The organism is Sphingobacteriales bacterium, from assembly GCA_016699615.1.
Taxonomy (GTDB): domain Bacteria; phylum Bacteroidota; class Bacteroidia; order Chitinophagales; family JADIYW01; genus JADJSS01.
On record CP064984.1, the window covers coordinates 1,251,353 to 1,269,066 of the forward strand.

15 protein-coding genes, 1 tRNA gene and 1 pseudogene are annotated in these 17,714 nt (G+C 31.2%); 9 read left to right on the forward strand and 8 right to left on the reverse strand.

The window, feature by feature from the left end:
• Window positions 1–4 precede the first annotated feature (4 nt).
• The 6 genes and pseudogenes from IPK18_05870 to IPK18_05895 all read right to left on the reverse strand — a co-directional run bounded on the left by IPK18_05870 (window position 5) and on the right by IPK18_05895 (window position 10,950).
• Complete coding sequence (locus IPK18_05870) at window positions 5–1,441, reverse strand: hypothetical protein (GenBank protein ID QQR99036.1); 1,437 nt, start codon at window positions 1,439–1,441, stop codon at window positions 5–7.
• Window positions 1,434–2,153, reverse strand: coding sequence for a type III pantothenate kinase (locus IPK18_05875; GenBank protein QQR99037.1), 720 nt, complete (start codon window positions 2,151–2,153; stop codon window positions 1,434–1,436). Before IPK18_05875 ends, IPK18_05870 begins: the two co-directional genes overlap by 8 nt.
• Window positions 2,154–2,161: 8 nt before the next feature.
• The gene (locus IPK18_05880) at window positions 2,162–3,340 is read right to left on the reverse strand and encodes an amidohydrolase family protein (GenBank protein QQR99038.1); all 1,179 of its coding nucleotides are present in this window, start codon (window positions 3,338–3,340) and stop codon (window positions 2,162–2,164) included.
• A 24-nt stretch (window positions 3,341–3,364) separates the two neighbouring features.
• Window positions 3,365–3,673, reverse strand: coding sequence for a DUF3467 domain-containing protein (locus tag IPK18_05885; GenBank protein QQR99039.1), 309 nt, complete (start codon window positions 3,671–3,673; stop codon window positions 3,365–3,367).
• 57 nt (window positions 3,674–3,730) lie between these two features.
• A complete protein-coding gene (gene rpoC / locus IPK18_05890; GenBank protein QQR99040.1) occupies window positions 3,731–8,053 on the reverse strand; it encodes a DNA-directed RNA polymerase subunit beta' in 4,323 nt (1,440 codons plus the stop codon).
• A 167-nt stretch (window positions 8,054–8,220) separates the two neighbouring features.
• Window positions 8,221–10,950: pseudogene (locus IPK18_05895) on the reverse strand (2-oxoglutarate dehydrogenase E1 component).
• Window positions 10,951–11,187: 237 nt separating this feature from the next.
• Between IPK18_05895 and IPK18_05900 the strand changes: the two are divergent.
• Complete coding sequence (locus IPK18_05900; protein ID QQR99041.1) at window positions 11,188–11,445, forward strand: 30S ribosomal protein S20; 258 nt, start codon at window positions 11,188–11,190, stop codon at window positions 11,443–11,445.
• Between the two features lie 58 nt (window positions 11,446–11,503).
• Window positions 11,504–12,208: a DNA repair protein RadC gene (gene radC / locus IPK18_05905; protein QQR99042.1), complete on the forward strand. Its 705-nt coding sequence runs from the start codon at window positions 11,504–11,506 to the stop codon at window positions 12,206–12,208.
• 54 nt (window positions 12,209–12,262) lie between these two features.
• On the opposite strand, the gene IPK18_05910 is transcribed toward radC, so the two are convergent.
• Together IPK18_05910 and IPK18_05915 are read right to left on the reverse strand one after the other, a co-directional pair.
• On the reverse strand, window positions 12,263–12,712 hold the full coding sequence (locus tag IPK18_05910; protein ID QQR99043.1) for an Hsp20 family protein: 450 nt from the start codon (window positions 12,710–12,712) through the stop codon (window positions 12,263–12,265).
• A 107-nt stretch (window positions 12,713–12,819) separates the two neighbouring features.
• Window positions 12,820–13,146: a nucleotide pyrophosphohydrolase gene (locus tag IPK18_05915; protein ID QQR99044.1), complete on the reverse strand. Its 327-nt coding sequence runs from the start codon at window positions 13,144–13,146 to the stop codon at window positions 12,820–12,822.
• 82 nt (window positions 13,147–13,228) lie between these two features.
• Between IPK18_05915 and IPK18_05920 the strand changes: the two genes are divergently transcribed.
• The 7 genes from IPK18_05920 to IPK18_05950 all read left to right on the forward strand — a co-directional run bounded on the left by IPK18_05920 (window position 13,229) and on the right by IPK18_05950 (window position 17,544).
• On the forward strand, window positions 13,229–13,816 hold the full coding sequence (locus IPK18_05920) for a hypothetical protein (GenBank protein QQR99045.1): 588 nt from the start codon (window positions 13,229–13,231) through the stop codon (window positions 13,814–13,816).
• A 52-nt stretch (window positions 13,817–13,868) separates the two neighbouring features.
• On the forward strand, window positions 13,869–14,858 hold the full coding sequence (locus tag IPK18_05925; GenBank protein ID QQR99046.1) for a hypothetical protein: 990 nt from the start codon (window positions 13,869–13,871) through the stop codon (window positions 14,856–14,858).
• Between the two features lie 75 nt (window positions 14,859–14,933).
• Window positions 14,934–15,692 carry an SDR family NAD(P)-dependent oxidoreductase gene (locus IPK18_05930; protein QQR99047.1) on the forward strand — a complete coding sequence of 253 codons (759 nt, stop codon included), beginning with the start codon at window positions 14,934–14,936 and terminating at the stop codon, window positions 15,690–15,692.
• A 9-nt stretch (window positions 15,693–15,701) separates the two neighbouring features.
• Entirely contained in the window at window positions 15,702–16,028 is a 327-nt protein-coding gene (locus IPK18_05935) for an MGMT family protein (protein ID QQR99048.1), read from the forward strand.
• Window positions 16,001–17,089 (forward strand): hypothetical protein, encoded by a 1,089-nt coding sequence (locus tag IPK18_05940; protein ID QQR99049.1) that lies wholly within the window; start codon window positions 16,001–16,003, stop codon window positions 17,087–17,089. Before IPK18_05935 ends, IPK18_05940 begins: the two co-directional genes overlap by 28 nt.
• Window positions 17,089–17,415 carry a DMT family protein gene (locus IPK18_05945; GenBank protein ID QQR99050.1) on the forward strand — a complete coding sequence of 109 codons (327 nt, stop codon included), beginning with the start codon at window positions 17,089–17,091 and terminating at the stop codon, window positions 17,413–17,415. The genes IPK18_05940 and IPK18_05945 overlap by 1 nt, the downstream gene beginning before the upstream one ends.
• A 56-nt stretch (window positions 17,416–17,471) precedes the next feature.
• A tRNA-Phe gene (locus tag IPK18_05950) sits at window positions 17,472–17,544 on the forward strand.
• Window positions 17,545–17,714: the final 170 nt, after the last annotated feature.

A 17,714-nucleotide genomic window follows, 5' to 3' on the forward strand; every position in this document is an offset into this window, starting at 1 on the left:
TTTTTTAGAAATATTTGCGTTTAACAAACCATTTATCATTCAATGAGAATCCTACTTTTAGCCTAACGAAGTTTTCTTGTACTAAATTATTATTCGTTGTGCCTCTCTTTCCAATCTGCAATCCGATATTAAATGGATACGTAATATATGATTGCGTAAAACCTTCATTGCTTGAGAATCTATTAAACATCGGTATACCTACTCCAAAGTCTATGCCAAATTCTTGAATATCGTTGTTATTAATTGTAATATTTGTTTTGCTGTAATAAAATCCTGCTCTATATTTTAGTTTAGAAAAGAATTTATTGTACTTGTTTATGTTAGGAATAATTTCTCCACCAAAGCCTATTTTCCAACTGTTTGATAGTTTTGATGTTTCATTATCTTCAAATCCTCTGTACTTGCTCCAAGGTTGGTATCTGAAATCAAATCCAATTTTGTATTTATAATCTTGATAGAAAATTGCGCCTACATTAATTGCTGGTGGAATGTACACATCTAATTGGTCTAGGTTTTGAATGCTAATTGTATCTGGCACAAATTGTTTCCAATAATTTGTATTGCCACTCAATGTGTATACATTCTGTAAATATGTTTGGTTCTCTACTTTATCATTAATAAAATCTGCTAATGATTCATTTAAAGCTCTAGTTCCCAAAATTTGGTTGGAGAAACTTCTAAGTTGGTTGGTTTGGCTTTGGCTTTTATTTAATGAAATTGGTGAGTTTGCAGAAACGCCAAAATCTATTTTATATGGTTTTAAAGTATCTTTTTTATTTTTAATACTCAATGTGTATTGTGCACCAAAATCTAAGTTAATTTGTTTTACTTCTGTTGCAGATTTTTGGTATGTAGTATAGTCTGATGATGAGTATAATCCATTAATTGCAACATTTGATGCTGATACGTTTACAATTTTTCCGAAGGTATAGCCTAAAGAAAATCCAAGAGAAAGTCCTTTTACTTTAAATCCATTTCCCCAATAAACTGTATTTAGATTACCACTTCCATTTCCTTCCAACACATTTGATGTTATAGAATCTATTTGTATTGTATTTTTTACATTATAATCTTTTTTTGCATAAGGCAATAATCCAATGCTTGTTGACCAGAAATTTTTAATTGGAACAGAAAAAGATAGATAATCTAAATTGAAAGCATTTTGTTTTGCTTTTTGGGTTGATGTTTTAATATTTTCAAACACACCAGAAATTCCAGCATCAAAAGAAATAAGTTTGATGGCAGAAATTGAAGCTGGATTGAGGTAGTTTGGTCCTTCTATTCCACGATAACTTGCGCCTAATCCGCCCATCATATTTGAAGCATGATTGTTTGAGTTTGACATCAGTCCTAGTCCGTACCTACTATACATAGATGCCTCTTGTGCAATAAGTGCAACAGAAAGCATTTGTACTAAAATATATATATAAATTTTACGCATTGTATTCCAAAATATGATTTAGCCCAAGCAATGTAAGATTGGGAATTGCAAATATCTTATTTTTAAGCAAAGAAACCAAAAAATCTGCATCTCCACCAGTAATTATTATCTTTAATTTTGAAAATTTAACTTTATAGGCATCTATCATAGCATCAATTTCTTTTGCTGTTGCCACACTTGAGCCAATTGTAAGATTTTCAATAGTATTTTTCCCGATTAGGTTTTTATTTGTTTGTATTTCTACCAATGGTAGATTTTTTGTAAAATAATTCATGGCTTTAATCCTCATTTTTAATCCTGGATGTATGCTTCCACCCAGAAATTCATTTTTAGCATTGATAAAATTATATGTAATGCAAGTGCCACATCCAATTACTAAAACATTTTGTTTCGGAAATAAGTGTTGTGCTGCTGCAATCAATGCAATTCTGTCTTTGCCTAGTGTATTTTGAGTACCGTATTTATTCTTAAATGGTAGTTTTGTATGCTCATCCAAATAGATGGAAATTGGAATGTTTCTTAGTTTGTTTTTTATAATATTTGAAATGTTTGATGTTGTTGAGATAATTGATTTTTCAATTTTAAAAGCTTCAAATGCTTCATTTATTTCTATTTTATTGGTGTTTTCAAATGTATATATCTGTTCAATATTAGTTTTATTGAATATTCCGACCTTTGTTCTTGTGTTTCCTATATCAATTGCTATATTCAAAATATATATTAAATAATTATTTTTGACTCTGATTTTATAGAAATTTTACCGTTTTCTATGTGATTAATATGAACCAACCCTGGCTTTTTTCCAAGCTCAAAGCTGCCTAATTCTTGTTCCCAACCAAGAGCTTTTGCGCCATTAATAGTTGCCCAAGTTAGTAGTTTTTCAAATTCAATATAGTTGCAATATTTGAGTATCGTTTTTATTTCTTCAAAAATAGATAGTTGCCAATTTGATGTTAAACTATCTGTGCCAATACATACTTGTGCATTTGTATCTAAAAATGTTTTATAACTTGGTAGTTTATTTTCGATATATAAATTTGCATTTGGACATGTGCACCAAAATGTTTTGTCTTGATGTAGTTTTGAAAAAGTATATTCTATGTCTTCTTTGGTAGTATTTGTATTATGTACAAATAGATTTATATTATTCTTAGATAAAAAATCTAATGCGTAATAAATTGATTTTGGATATTGTGGTATTTGGTTTGTGCTGTATTGAAGTTGGTTGTAAAACTTAATAAAATTACCTGATTTATTACTAAACAACAGATCTTCATCAACTATTTCTTGATTGTGTATTGATATTGTTTTTGCTGGCGCGCCGTCAATTACATATTCAAAAAGTTCTTTAGAAACAGAATATGGTGCATGTGGTACTTTGCTTAATTTGTTTGAAAAATTAGGCTGCATTGCATTGAATACTGCATCATATTGTTGTATACAATTTGGTGTGTTGTTGGTCTGAAACAAATCAAAATACTCTACGAAAGTGTAGTATTTTAAGTTGTTCTTTTGTTTTTGTTGAAATGTATCTGTTGTATTAGAAATATCACCTACTGCTACAATGCCACTGCTTAGCATTTGTTGCTCTGCTTGTTGGATTTGTGCTTGAATAACTTCTATGCTGTGATTTCTGTTTTTTATGACTTGTCCTATAAAATCTATCAATCCTGTGCCTGTTTGTGCAACATTTTTTAGGTGTGATAGTTCTAAATGACAATGTGCGTTTACAAATCCTGGAACAATAATACCATCATAAATTTCTAACTCTGCTTCATCAAATGCTGATGCTTTGTCTATTTTTTGTATAACTAGATTTTCATCAACAACAATAACACCATTTTCTATTTTTTCTGATGTGATTGGATAGACAATATCTGCTTTTATTTTTCTATACATCAGCTTCTAGGCTAATTAATGAAACTATGCTTGTGTGGTTGGATTACCAAAGTTTAATGGAATAGAAACTTGGTCGTTTTCTTTAATTTCGCCATGCAATTGTTCAAACTTTTTTACATTTTCCATCAATGCTTTCATAAATCTTTTTGCATGTTGTGGTGTAAGTACTATTCTTGATTTTACTTTTGCTTTTGGTACGCCAGGTGCTACTCTTACAAAATCTAGTACAAACTCTTGATTAGAATGTGTAATGATTGCTAAGTTGCTGTATTCTCCTTCTGCAATATCTTCAGGAAGTTCAATGTTTATTTGATTTTGATTGTTATTTTCCATATGTCATTGAATTAAAAAGGTTGTCCGAAGACAACCTTATGTAATTAAAAAATATTTTTAGTATTCATCTTCCTCATCAGCTGCAAGTGCTGCTTTTCTTACTGCACGTTCATATTCCTTTTTATTTGCTACTGCAATATTTTGGAATGTTCTCACACCTGTACCTGCAGAAATTTTATGTCCTACAATTACATTCTCTTTCAAGCCTGCCATATTATCTACCGCACCACTAATTGCTGCTCTATTTAATACTTTTGTTGTTTCTTGGAATGATGATGCTGATATCCAGCTTTCAACACCTAAAGATGATTTTGTAATACCTTGTAACAATGGGCTTGCTGTTGCTGGCAATGCATCTCTATACTCTAGTACTTTTCTGTCATTACGTTTTAGTGTTGAGTTTTCTTCTCTGATTTGACGCATTGTAACAATTTGTCCTGCTTGGATATTTGCAGAATCGCCTGCATCTGTAACTACTTTTTTGTCAAAAATATTATCGTTTTGAGAAATAAACTCAAATTTATTTACAGTTTCTCCTTCTAAGAATTTTGTGTCTCCTGCATCTTCAATCAATACATTACTCATCATTTGTCTAACAATTACTTCGATGTGTTTGTCATTGATTCTTACACCTTGTAATCTATAAACCTCTTGAATTTCATTTACTAAATATGCTTGTAATGCATTTGGTCCTTTTATTGTTAGAATATCTGATGGTGTAATTGAACCGTCTGATAATGGCATACCTGCTTTTACAAAGTCTCCATCTTGTACTAAGATGTGTTTTGTTAATGAAACTAAGTATTTCTTTTGAACGCCATCTTTTGATGTAATTGTGATTTCTCTATTACCTCTTTTTACTTTTCCGAATGTAACTTGACCATCGATTTCAGAAACTTTTGCTGGATTTGATGGATTTCTTGCCTCGAATAACTCTTGTACTCTTGGAAGACCACCCGTGATATCTCTTACTTTACTTAAAATTCTAGGAATTTTTACCAATATTGTACCTGGTTTTACCTCATCGCCATCATTTGCAATGATGTGGCTACCTACTGGCATTGAATATGATGCAATTTCTTTACCTTTTTCGTCTGTAATTAATATAGCTGGTACTCTTTTCTTATCTCTCGACTCGATAGTTACTTTATCAATGTGACCTTTTTGCTCATCTATCTCTTCTCTATAAGTGATACCTTCAATGATGTCTTCGTATTTTACTTTTCCTTTAAACTCTGATACGATTACATTGTTGTATGGATCCCAAGAACAGATAACGTCTCCTTTTTTTATTTTCTGACCATCTTTTACATTAAGAATAGAACCATATGGTATATTGTTTGTAATTAATACTCTTTCTGCCTCATCAATAATACTTACTTCACCTGTTCTTACAATTACTACATTTCTTACTGTTCCATCTTCTGCTTCTTGTTTTACAGTTCTAATGCTATCAAACTCTAATCTACCATCAAACTTAGCTTGCATGTTAGAATCTGAAGCAACGTTTGCTGCTGCACCACCCGTGTGGAATGTACGTAATGTAAGCTGTGTTCCTGGCTCTCCAATTGACTGTGCTGCGATAATACCTACTGCATCTCCAAGTTGAGCTGGTTTATTGTTTGATAAGTTACGTCCGTAACATTTTGCACAAACACCTCTACTTAACTCACATGTAAGTACAGATCTAATTTCTACTTCTTCTATGCTAGATTCTTCAATTCTCTTCGCTGTTGCTTCGTTAATTAATATTCCCTCTTCTGCTAATAATTCTCCAGTAACTGGATCTACGATATCTTGTAATGCTGTTCTGCCTACAATTCTATCATATAATGATTCTATTACGTCCTCTCCTTCTTTTAGTGCTGCTGTTGTTAAGCCTCTAAGCGTTCCGCAGTCTTCAGCATTGATGATTACATCTTGTGCTACGTCTACTAATCTTCTTGTAAGGTAACCTGCGTCTGCTGTTTTTAACGCTGTATCTGCTAGACCTTTTCTTGCACCGTGCGTAGAAATGAAATATTCTAATACGTTCAATCCATCTTTAAAGTTAGATAAGATTGGGTTTTCGATAATCTCACCACCTGTTGAGCCTGATTTTCTTGGTTTTGCCATCAAGCCTCTCATTCCAGCTAACTGTTTAATTTGCTGTTTAGAACCTCTGGCACCAGAATCAAGCATCATGTACACTGAGTTGAATCCTTGTTTTGCAGAAGAAATTTCTTTCATTAATCCTTCTGTAATTCTTGTATCCACACGTGTCCAGATGTCAATTATCTGATTATATCTTTCATTGTTTGTAATTAAACCTTGGTTGAATGTTTGCCATACATTTTCTACTTCTTGTAGTGCTTCATTCAATAATTTCTCTTTGAAATCAGGAATAATTAAGTCATCAATATTGAATGATAATCCACCTCTAAATGCTTGTCTGTATCCTAATTCTTTGATATTATCCAAGAAATTTACTGTTGTTGGTATATTTGTTGTTGTAAGTACTAATCCAATTACATCTTTTAAGTTTTTCTTTGTAAGTAGTACGTTTACAAAACCACATTGTTTTGGTACAAATTCGTTGAATAAAATTCTACCTACTGTTGTTTCAACAATTTTATTTTGCAATACACCACCTTCTAATACTTGTGCTTTAATTTTTACCCAAGCATGTAAGTTTGCTCTCTTTTCGTTTAATGCAATTATTGCTTCTTCTGCAGAATAGAAAGTTTTTCCTTCGCCTTTTACGATATCATCACCAACTGTTTTTCTACCTTTTGTTAGATAGTATAATCCAAGTACCATGTCTTGTGATGGAATGGTCATTGGTGTTCCGTTTTGTGGATTTAGGATATTGTGAGATGCTAACATTAAAATTTGAGCTTCTAATATTGCTGCATTACTCAATGGTACGTGTACTGCCATTTGGTCACCATCAAAGTCAGCATTGAATGCTGTAGTAACTAATGGGTGTAATTGTATTGCTTTTCCTTCTATTAATTTTGGTTGGAATGCTTGTATTGATAATCTGTGTAAAGTTGGGGCACGGTTTAATAAAACTGGGTGTCCTTTCATTACATTTTCTAAGATATCCCAAACTACTGCTTCTTTTTTATCTACTAATTTTTTTGCAGATTTTACAGTTTTTACGATACCTCTTTCTAATAATTTTCTGATAATGAACGGTTTGAATAATTCCGCTGCCATATCTTTTGGTAATCCACACTCGTGTAATTTAAGTTCTGGTCCAACAACGATTACTGAACGACCTGAATAATCTACACGTTTTCCTAATAAGTTTTGTCTGAATCTACCTTGTTTTCCTTTTAATGAATCTGATAATGATTTTAATGCACGACCACCATCTGCTTTTACTGCATTAGATTTTCTTGAATTATCAAATAATGAATCTACTGCTTCTTGAAGCATTCTTTTTTCGTTTCTAAGAATAACTTCTGGTGCTTTAATATCTATTAATCTTTTTAAACGATTATTTCTGATGATTACTCTTCTGTATAAGTCATTTAAATCTGAAGATGCAAATCTACCACCATCTAATGGAACTAATGGACGTAATTCTGGTGGAATTACTGGTAAATATTGTACGATCATCCACTCTGGTCTATTTTCTGTATGTTCGTTCGCTTCTCTGAATGCTTCTACAATGCTTAATCTTTTTAATGCTTCTGATTTTCTTTGTTTTGAAGACTCATTTGATGCTCTGTGTCTCAAATCAGCAGCTAATGCAACTAAATTAATTCTTGCTAATAAGTCTCTTACGCCTTCGCCACCCATTTTTGCTATGAACTTATTTGGGTCTTCGTCTGGTAGGTGTTGGTTGTCTTTTGGTAATGCTTCTAAAACGTCTAAGTATTCTTCTTCAGTTATTAAATCTAATACTTTATACGTTTTCTTTTCTCCATTTATTGTAATACCTTCTTCTAAGATACCTGGTTGGATTACTGCAAATCTTTCATAATATACGATAGACTCTAAATTTTTTGAAGATAAGCCTAACATGTATCCTATCTTATTTGGTAAAGATTTGAAATACCATATATGAACAACTGGTACCACTAATTTGATGTGTCCCATACGCTCACGTCTTACTTTCTTCTCAGTTACCTCAACGCCACATCTATCACAAACAATACCTTTGTATCTAATTCTCTTGTATTTTCCACAATAGCATTCATAGTCTTTTGATGGTCCGAAGATTCTTTCACAAAACAAACCTTCCATTTCTGGTTTGTATGTTCTGTAGTTAATGGTTTCTGGTTTTTTTACTTCTCCAAACGAACGTTCTAAGATTACATCTGGTGAGGCTAATTTGATTGTGATTGTGCTAAAATCAGCTTTAATTTTGTTATCCTTTTTAAAAGGCATAAATAAAAATTTTTAAAATTAAAAATATTTGTTACAAAAAAATTTGCACAAAATGCAAATGAACGTGCAAAAGTACAACATATTACTTAAATAACATAAAAAACTGAAAATATTTTTTTGTTAATTGAGTTGTTTTTATGATATGTGCTCTTATCGTTGTTATTCTACTACTTGAATGCTTCTTCTACTATTTGTTTTTGTTCTTTTTCGTGTATTTTGCTAAATCCTGTTGCTGTAGATGCACTTTGTGCTCTACTTATCAGTTTTAAATTGTTTGCATTTGGATAATTTGTTAATATAAAACTCCATGCGCCCATATTTTTTGGTTCTTCTTGTACCCAAACGTACTCTGCTTTTGAATATTTGTCAAATATCGCTTGGTATTGATTTTTAGCTAATGGATATATTTGCTCGATTCTTACAATTGCAATATCCTCTCTGTTGTCTGCTTCTTTTTTGGCTAATAAGTCGTAATATATTTTTCCTGTGCAGAACAATACTCTTTTTACTTTGTTTGGTGCTGTTGTTTTGTCATCATCTATGATTTCTTTAAAGTTGCCTTCATAGATTTCTGATATATCTGAAACGCATTTTGGATGCCTTAATAATGATTTTGGTGTCATCACAATTAATGGTATTCTGAATGGTGCAACGACCTGTCTTCTAAGTGCGTGGAAGAAATTTGCTGGTGTTGTAAAATTACAAACATACATGTTGTTTTCGCCAAAGTTGTAAGTATCTTTCTAGTCTTGCTGAACTATGCTCTGGTCCTGCACCTTCGTAACCATGTGGTAATAGCATTACTAAGTCACTATTTCTATCCCATTTTGTTTCTGATGAGCTAATGAATTGGTCTATTATTATTTGAGCTCCGTTTGAAAAATCACCAAACTGTGCTTCCCAAATTACTAATGGATTTGGACTTGGAAGTGTGTAGCCAAACTCGAATCCTAGTACTGCATATTCTGATAAATGTGAATTATATATTCTAAATTTTGCTTCTTGGTTGTCTTCAATAAAATTTAGTCTATTGTACTCTTCTCCTGTTTTTTCGTCGTATAAGCATGCATGTCTGTGTGAGAATGTACCTCTTTTTACGTCTTCTCCACTCATTCTTACATCTTTTCCGTCTAATAATATTGAACCATATGCTAATAATTCTGTTTGCCCAATCTACTGAATTATTTTCACGCATCAATACTCTTCTTTGGTCTAAGTATTGTTGTATTTTTTTACTGGCGTAAAGCTATCTGGATATTTAATTAATGCTTTAATTATTTTTACTAAGTTTGTTTTAGTAATTTTAGTTTTTATTGGCTGTCCAAAGTCTTCGTCTGTTGCTTTTCTAAGTGCTTGCCAAGCTATTTCTGTTTTTTGAAGTGTGTATTTTTGTGGTTTCTCTTTATAGTTATTAAGTCTTGCTTGTAATGCTTCCCAAAACTCTTTTTCCATTGTTTTAGTTAACTCATCACCAGCTACTCCCCAATCTCTTAATTTTCTAAAATATAAATCTCTTACGCCTGTATGTCCTTTAATTGCTTGATACATTTGAGGTTGTGTGTACTGTGGGTCATCACCTTCGTTGTGTCCCCATCTTCTGTAACACACCATATCTATAAACACATCTTTATTGAATTTTTGTCTATACTCTGCTGCTAACTCTGCAACATAGGTAACTGCCTCCACATCATCGCCATTAACATGAAAGACTGGTGCTTGTATTGTCGCTGCTATTGATACACAATAGTTTGATGTTCGTGCATCATCAAAATCTGTTGTAAATCCTATTTGATTATTTATAACAAAATGTATTGTACCACCAACGGTATAACCTCTTAATGATTGCATTTGCAATACTTCATAAACAATGCCTTGTCCTGCTACTGCTGCATCACCATGTATTGTGATTGGTAATATTTTATCATAATCTGAATTGTATATTGCATCTGCTTTTGCTCTACAATAGCCTTGTACAACTGGATTTACAGCTTCTAAGTGAGATGGATTAGGTAATAGTTTTACATACAACTCATGATTGTCCATAGTGTGATATTGTGAAGAATATCCAAGGTGATATTTTACATCTCCTGTACCTGAAAATAAATCTGCTGGTGAAATGCCTTCAAACTCTGAGAATATTTCTTCGTATGTTTTGCCTATAATATTTGATAATATATTTAACCTACCTCTGTGTGCCATACCAATTACTGCTTCTTGCACACCATATTTTGCTGATACATTAAGCATTGAGTCTAATGCTGGAATTGTAGACTCTCCGCCTTCTAATGAGAATCTTTTTTGTCCTAAAAACTTAGTGCCTAAGAATTTTTCATATACTTCTGAGTCATTTAATTTCTGTAAAATTCTTTTTTTCTTCTCTATTGGATGTTCATAATCAATATATCCGTGCTCTACTTGTTGTCTAAGCCAAGCTCTCTCGTCTCTGTCTAAGATGTAGTTGTATTCCCAACCAATAGTTCTTGTGTATATTTTTTTAGTCTTTCTATAATTGTTCTTAGTGTTGCCTTGCCTATTCCTAATTCTTTTCCTGCATAAAATTCAGTATCTAAATCGCTTTCTTCTAATCCAAAAAAGTGTAAGTCTAGATCTGCGTGTCTGTCTTTTCTTGGTCTAATTGGATTGGTATTGGCAACTAAATGTCCTTTATTTCTGTATCCAGAGATTAATTTTAAGACTTTAAATTCTTTTGGTGATGTATTTGTTAATGGTATGTTATCTGTATTTCCATCGTGTTCAAAATACTTGTACGCCAAATCAAAACCTGCAAAGAATTTTCTCCATTCTGCTTCTACAGAATTTGGGTCTTTTAAGTAGCTTTGGTATTGACTGTCTATAAAACTTGGGTGGGCATTCATTAATATTGAGATATCCTGCATAATATATTATTTCGACTGCAAATATCGAAGTTTTTGTTGGATTAAAAATGCTTTAGAATGATAAAAAGTGTAAAAAAAAATAATACTATCACTTCTAATGTGATGTTTTTCTGCTTTTCCATGTCAAATTATAATTTATCATAGAATATTGATTTGTAAATAATTTAATTATAATTTCATTTTTAAGTGTTTGTGTTTTAAAAAATTTTTGTATCTTTGCACTTCAATTTTAGAATAATGGCACATCATAAATCGGCACAAAAAAGAATTAGACAAACGGCAAAACGTAGATTAGAAAATCGTTATTATGGAAAAACGACAAGAAATGCTATTAGAAAATATATGGCATTGACTGAAGTTTCTGAGGCACAAGCTCAAATGGGTAATGTAATTTCTATGGTGGACAAATTGGCTAAAAGAAATCAAATTCACAAAAATAAAGCATCAAACATCAAGTCTAAAATCATGTTGCATTTGAATAACATGAAAAAATAATATCCAAATTTTATGGAATTTTCTTAAAAAAGCGTCTTTATTATAAGACGCTTTTTTTATGTACAATGGTTCAGATAATCTTACAATAAAATATTGGGCTGAAGAAGATAGACCAAGAGAGAAATTATTACTCAAAGGCAAAGAATCTCTTTCTGATGCTGAGTTGTTAGCTATAATTATTGGTTCTGGCAATAGAACCCTAAGTGCTGTTTCGTTGTGTCAGCAAATTTTGGCTAGTTGTAAAAACGATTTGGCGCTTCTGTCTAAGAAAAGTATTGTTGATTTAATGTCATTTTCTGGTATTGGCGAAGCAAAGGCAATTAGTATAGTAGCTGCTTTAGAACTTGGCAAGCGAAAACAATATTTGCCTGCAAAAGATATTATTCAGATAAAATGTTCTAACGATATTTTTATGGTGATGTGCCCACTTCTTTCTGATTTGTATTTTGAGGAATTTTGGATTATTACTTTAAATAAAAACAACAGAATCATTAGAAAAATAAAACTGAGTAGTGGTGGTATTTCTGGAACTGTTGTAGATTATAAAATGATTTTTAATTATGCGTTTCAAGATGCTGCTTCGTCTATGATTCTTGTACACAATCATCCATCTGGAAATGTAGAACCTAGTGAGCCAGATAAAATAATTACGAAAAATATTGTTTCTGCTGCAAAGCTTCTAGAAATTACTATTTTAGACCATCTCATTGTTGCTGGTGAAAAATATTTTAGTTTTGCTGATGAAGGTATAATTAACATCTAATAAAAGAGTCAGCTATTAAAAGCTGACTCATTAAAATAATCGCCAATTGATAAATTACACTACTGTAATTGTTTTTACTTTTTGTTCTGGTTCTACTTTTGCTTTTTTAGATAAATGTACACTTAGTACACCATTATCTACTTTTGCGTCAATTTTTTCTGTGTCAATAGCATCATTGTCAATTGTAAAACTTCTTTTAAAAGTAGTATAGCTAAACTCTTTTCTTGTATAAATTTCTTGCTGCTCACCTTCTTCTTTCTTCACTTCTGATGAAATAGTTAAAACATTTTCGTTTAATTCTACTTTTACGTCTTCTTTTTTTACGCCTGGAATGGCTACATCTACTATAAATTCATGTTCTGTTTCTTTGACATTTACTGCGGGAATTGTTTTTGGTGACTTACTTTCTGCATTTGGAAAGCCGAAGAAATCTCTTACAAAGAAATCATCAAAAAAATTTGTCGTTGTTGGTGTGTTTCTGTGTGTTCTTACTAAAGTTCTCATTTTTAATTTATTTAAGTTTATTAATTGTAATTTACTTTACTTAAACAAATCAAATACCAAGCAAAAAGAAAAGACATTTTGTCTGTTTTTTCGCCCTGTGTAAGACATTATTTCAGTTTTTGGTTGTTTTTATGCCTTTCTTTATCTCTTTTTGTCTTTTTATCAAGATTTTTTTGCAAAGCATCTGTTAGATTTACGCCAGTTTGGTTGGCAATACAGATAAGAACAAATAACACATCTGCAAGTTCATCTGCAAGATTTTTATCATTATCACTTTGTTTAAACGATTGTTCTCCATATTGTCTAGAAATTATTCTGGCTACTTCTCCTACTTCTTCAGTAAGAATTGCCATATTGGTTAGCTCCGAAAAATAACGAACGCCATACGTTTTTATCCAATTATCTACTGTGTTTTGTGCTTCTTGTATTGTCATTTCAGAATATTGTGGTATCGAATATAAGTTTAAATAATTTATTTTTTATATTTTGCAGTAGATGTTTTCTGTTTTAAGAAAAATGCTTTATCAATCGGAAGCTGAAAAATTTAGCTATTTAAAATTAGTTGCAGGAATTTTATTGTTGCTTGTTGTTGGATTTAAGCTAATTAGAGATTTTAATGCCATAGTAGATATTTCATTTGATGATGAGGTGCAATACATGAAATATGGTATGGATATGTTTGATACAATAAGAACAGATTGGGGACCATCTTACAATTTGTGGTACAAATTTCTTTCTTTCTTTGAAAAAGATGCCATTCAACTATATCTACTCAATTTTAAGGTTTTGGTTTTATTATTTCCATTAAGTGTTTTTGTTTTTTTGTATAGTTATCGTTTCTCTTTTATCTTGAGTTTTTGGATAGCTTTTTCATTATTAATCTCTACAACAAATATTCTTACCTATCCAAGAATTTCTCATTTTACAGTATGTCTGCTACTTTGGGCTCTGACCATAAATCGTTTGTTTATTACATCTAAGCCAAAACAATACATTGTTGTTTTGTTTGCTGTATATGTTGGTGCATTTGCAAGACCAGAATTGATGCTTAGCGTAATGATCTTGAGTTGTGTTTTTTATTTATGTCTTAATAAAGAAATATAAGCTTAGAGAATATATCTTCTTCTCACTGCCTTTTATAGTAATTATGCTTTTAATGTATTTTTATATAGGCACACCATCTAGCACATACAAAGAAATAGATAGAACATACATTGCTTTTTGTCAACATTATACGATAAAATACATCATTAGTCATAAAGAAAGTTTTAATTTATTTATTGATTGGATTGCGTTTAGTAAAACGCAATTTCCTGGCTGTGAAACATTTAAAGATATTGTTTTGCAGTATCCGCTTGTTGTTATAAAAGGTTTTTTCTTTAATGCAGGCATGTTCATATTATTGCTTATCAAAAGCACTGTTGACAGTTTCTTTCCATATGAACTTTTTCCGTTTAAGCCTATTCAATTTTTATCATACATAGTTTTTGCATGTGTATTATTGTATGTTTTAATTAAGAAGAATATTAGAATAAATATTTTTGAGAATATAAGAAAACATCAATGTTTATTTTTTATATTAATTATATATATTTTACCAAGCCTTGCAAGTTCTATCGTTTTCTTTCCAAGAATGCACTATATGCAATTGTTTTTACCATTAATTGTGCTTCTAATGGCAACAATTCTTGAATCTATTTTTAAGACAAAATATTTAAAACTATTTTATCTAATTCCCATTTTTATTATTTTTTATATTAAAACTCCAAATATTATTAGATATAATACGCCAGCTATTGTTAGTGGTAGCTGTCCAAATCAGTCCTACAAGGATTTTGTAAAGGAATTAAATAAAAAAGATGGCACGCATGTAATATTCAGCAATATTCATAACTTAAGTATGATGACAAAAGGCAACTTTTCTGATTTTGAAGCTGAATATGATTATGATAATTCCAAAACATTTAAAGAACAAATGCTGTCTAAAAATATAGACCATATCTTAGTTACAGAATTTCTAACAAATGATAGAAGACTAAGCAAAGACAGTACTTGGGCAAATTTTATTCAGAATTATGATGGCTATGGCTTCAAAAAGAAAATATTGTTTAAAGATTGTCCAACTTATTTGTTGTATAAAAATTAAAAATAATGATAGAAAATATTCAATTTTTTATAAATAAAAAGAATAACATAAAAAACTAGTATTTTTATAGCAGATATGTCAAAAACAATATTTATAACAGGAGCCACATCAGGATTTGGAAAAGCAACAGCAAAAAAGTTTGCAGAAAATAATTGGAATATTATTATTACAGGAAGAAGAAAAGAGAAACTTAAACAGTTACAGCAAGAAATTGAAGAAAAATTCAAAGTAAATGTTTGTGTTCTATGCTATGATGTTCGCAATCTTCCAGAAGTACAACAAGCTATAAGTTCATTAACAGACAACTGGAAAAAAATAGATGTATTATTGAACAATGCAGGTTTGGCAGCAGGAAGAGGACCAATACAAGATGGCAGCTACGATGATTGGGAACAAATGATAGATACCAATGTAAAAGGCTTATTATACATGACCAAAGAAGTAGCACCATTAATGATAGCCAGAAATGAAGGACACATCATAAATGTTGCCTCATTAGCTGGATGGGAAGCATATGGTGGCGGCAATGTATACTGTGGCACCAAGCATGCTGTTCGTGCTATTTCTCGAAGCTCAAGAATAGATCTATTACCACACAATATTAAAGTATCTGTCATTTCACCTGGTGCAGCAGATACAGAATTTAGCTTAGTACGCTTTAAATGGGACGAAGAAAAAGCAAACGCAGTATATGATGGCTACAAACCATTGCAAGCAGAAGACATTGCAAACTCTATCTATTTCATAGCCACACAACCAGCACACGTTAATATCGAAGAAATATTTATTCTACCAACTGCCCAAGCAACATCAAATATTATTCAAAAATCTTAGTGAATATAAATGAATGATTTTTATAAAAGTGTCTTTGTTGTTGTAAAAAAAATCCCATATGGCAAAGTGTGCACCTATGGTGATATTGCAGAATACATTGGTGCAAAATCAGCATCAAGAATGGTTGGGTATGCCATGAATCTATCTCATCAGTTTGATGCTAATATTCCAGCACATAGAGTAGTGAATAGAAATGGTCTGCTTACAGGAAAATATCACTTTGGTGCACCAACAATTATGCAACAATTGCTAGAAAGTGAAGGATTTATTATTCAGAATGACAAAATAATTAACTTTGAAGAAAACAGATGGTATCCACTAAAAGAATTAAAATAATATTGTTTCTTGTTGTTGTCTTGTTGTACAACAAATCTATATCCAATTCATTTGCTGTTTGGCAAGGTTTTGAGCATCAGTGGAAATACAATCATAGATTGAATAGAATTGGAGATTATATTGCACAATCTAACACACCAACAGACCAAAAAAAATACTTTTCTAGTGTACATACTGGAGCAACTGGCTTAGGAAAAGATTCTGCTGTTTTTAAATCCTATTTTTCAACTATAAAAACAGATCTAATTGATTATTCTCCTGGTGTAGAAACATTCACCATACAAGGCAAACAAGCCAAATATTATGAATTTACCAGAATTGTTTTTGTACCAATAACAAATATAAATCATCAAAAAAATGTCACAGCAATACTCAATGGTTTTGATATCGTTTCAAATTCAGGCGCAGATAAAATTCAGATGTTAAATCTAGAAGTTACAGATGTAGAACAATGTCAAAAACCAGATACATTAAGATTTAAGATAAAAATTGCTTTAGTATTCAATTGTACTTCTTTTGAGTGTAATAGACTGAATAAAAAAATTGATTATACCATTACTTTAAGGTACTTGCTACTAGGCGCCAAACCACAAAATATACATGCTAGCATTATTCCATATCACTACAAACTAAACTGGACTAAAAATGAATTTTTATCTCCAACTAAGTATCAAAAAACTATTCCTACTCAAAATCAATTTGATGGTGGATTTTTGGCATATAAGCACATCAATATTATTCTGAATACAGACCACTGGTTTGTAAGTTTTGCAAATGCCATTACAAACACAACATACAATAAAGCACAAAAAAACATAGTGTACAATACAACTTCGTATTTTAAACAATGGGAAAAAGGCATGCAGAAAACATCAACTCAATCTAAGTTTTCTTCAGCAAAAGCAGGCTGGGGCATTATTACAGGAAGTTTAGTATTGATAGAGCTAAAGCAAGCCCAAATTAATAACTATGTACAAGATGGTTGTATTTTTTGGAATGGAAAAAACAAAAGACCAAATACAAATGAGTGTGTTAATCTAAATCAAATAGAAATTATATAATGAAAACTATCGTTCTTCTAATCATTTCTAATACATTTATGACTTATGCATGGTATGGACATCTAAAACAAAGCAACCTATCAATGCCCAAAGCAATACTAATCAGTTGGCTAGTTGCGTTTTTTGAATACTGTTTTATGGTACCAGCAAATAAAATTGGCTATCAGAGTTTTTCTGTTTTTCAATTAAAAATTATACAAGAAGTAGTATCTATTGTTGTATTTGTATTATTTGCCTATTTTATGTTTCAAGAAAAACTAAAATTGAACTATGGATTAGCATTTTTATGTTTATTGATGGCAGTTTATTTAGTTTTTAAAAAATAAGATTAATTTAAAGCGACAAATTAAAAGATATTTATTAACTTTGCACCCTACAAACTGGTACCTTAGCTCAGTTGGTAGAGCAAAGGACTGAAAATCCTTGTGTCCCTGGTTCGATTCCTGGAGGTACCACGCAAAAAAAGCTACTCTTAATGAGTAGCTTTTTTTATTTTTTCCATTTGTTATAAATTAATTTGGACACATGTGGCTACAATTAATGCCGCAGGGCAAGGTGTCTACAGTGACTCAGCTACAAAAACAGTACCTTAGTATTTATTAGCTTCTTAATAAAAAACGCTCCA

Bases quoted from the DNA above. Each gene is read 5' to 3' on its own strand.
- IPK18_05870 (QQR99036.1), bottom strand. From the start codon at position 1,441: ATGCGTAAAATTTATATATATATTTTAGTACAAATGCTTTCTGTTGCA.
- IPK18_05880 (QQR99038.1), bottom strand. From the start codon at position 3,340: ATGTATAGAAAAATAAAAGCAGATATTGTCTATCCAATCACATCAGAA.
- IPK18_05885 (QQR99039.1), bottom strand. From the start codon at position 3,673: ATGGAAAATAACAATCAAAATCAAATAAACATTGAACTTCCTGAAGAT.
- rpoC (QQR99040.1), bottom strand. From the start codon at position 8,053: ATGCCTTTTAAAAAGGATAACAAAATTAAAGCTGATTTTAGCACAATC.
- IPK18_05900 (QQR99041.1), top strand. From the start codon at position 11,188: ATGGCACATCATAAATCGGCACAAAAAAGAATTAGACAAACGGCAAAA.
- radC (QQR99042.1), top strand. From the start codon at position 11,504: ATGTACAATGGTTCAGATAATCTTACAATAAAATATTGGGCTGAAGAA.
- IPK18_05910 (QQR99043.1), bottom strand. From the start codon at position 12,712: ATGAGAACTTTAGTAAGAACACACAGAAACACACCAACAACGACAAAT.
- IPK18_05915 (QQR99044.1), bottom strand. From the start codon at position 13,146: ATGACAATACAAGAAGCACAAAACACAGTAGATAATTGGATAAAAACG.
- IPK18_05920 (QQR99045.1), top strand. From the start codon at position 13,229: ATGCTTTATCAATCGGAAGCTGAAAAATTTAGCTATTTAAAATTAGTT.
- IPK18_05925 (QQR99046.1), top strand. From the start codon at position 13,869: ATGTATTTTTATATAGGCACACCATCTAGCACATACAAAGAAATAGAT.
- IPK18_05930 (QQR99047.1), top strand. From the start codon at position 14,934: ATGTCAAAAACAATATTTATAACAGGAGCCACATCAGGATTTGGAAAA.
- IPK18_05935 (QQR99048.1), top strand. From the start codon at position 15,702: ATGAATGATTTTTATAAAAGTGTCTTTGTTGTTGTAAAAAAAATCCCA.
- IPK18_05940 (QQR99049.1), top strand. From the start codon at position 16,001: ATGGTATCCACTAAAAGAATTAAAATAATATTGTTTCTTGTTGTTGTC.
- IPK18_05945 (QQR99050.1), top strand. From the start codon at position 17,089: ATGAAAACTATCGTTCTTCTAATCATTTCTAATACATTTATGACTTAT.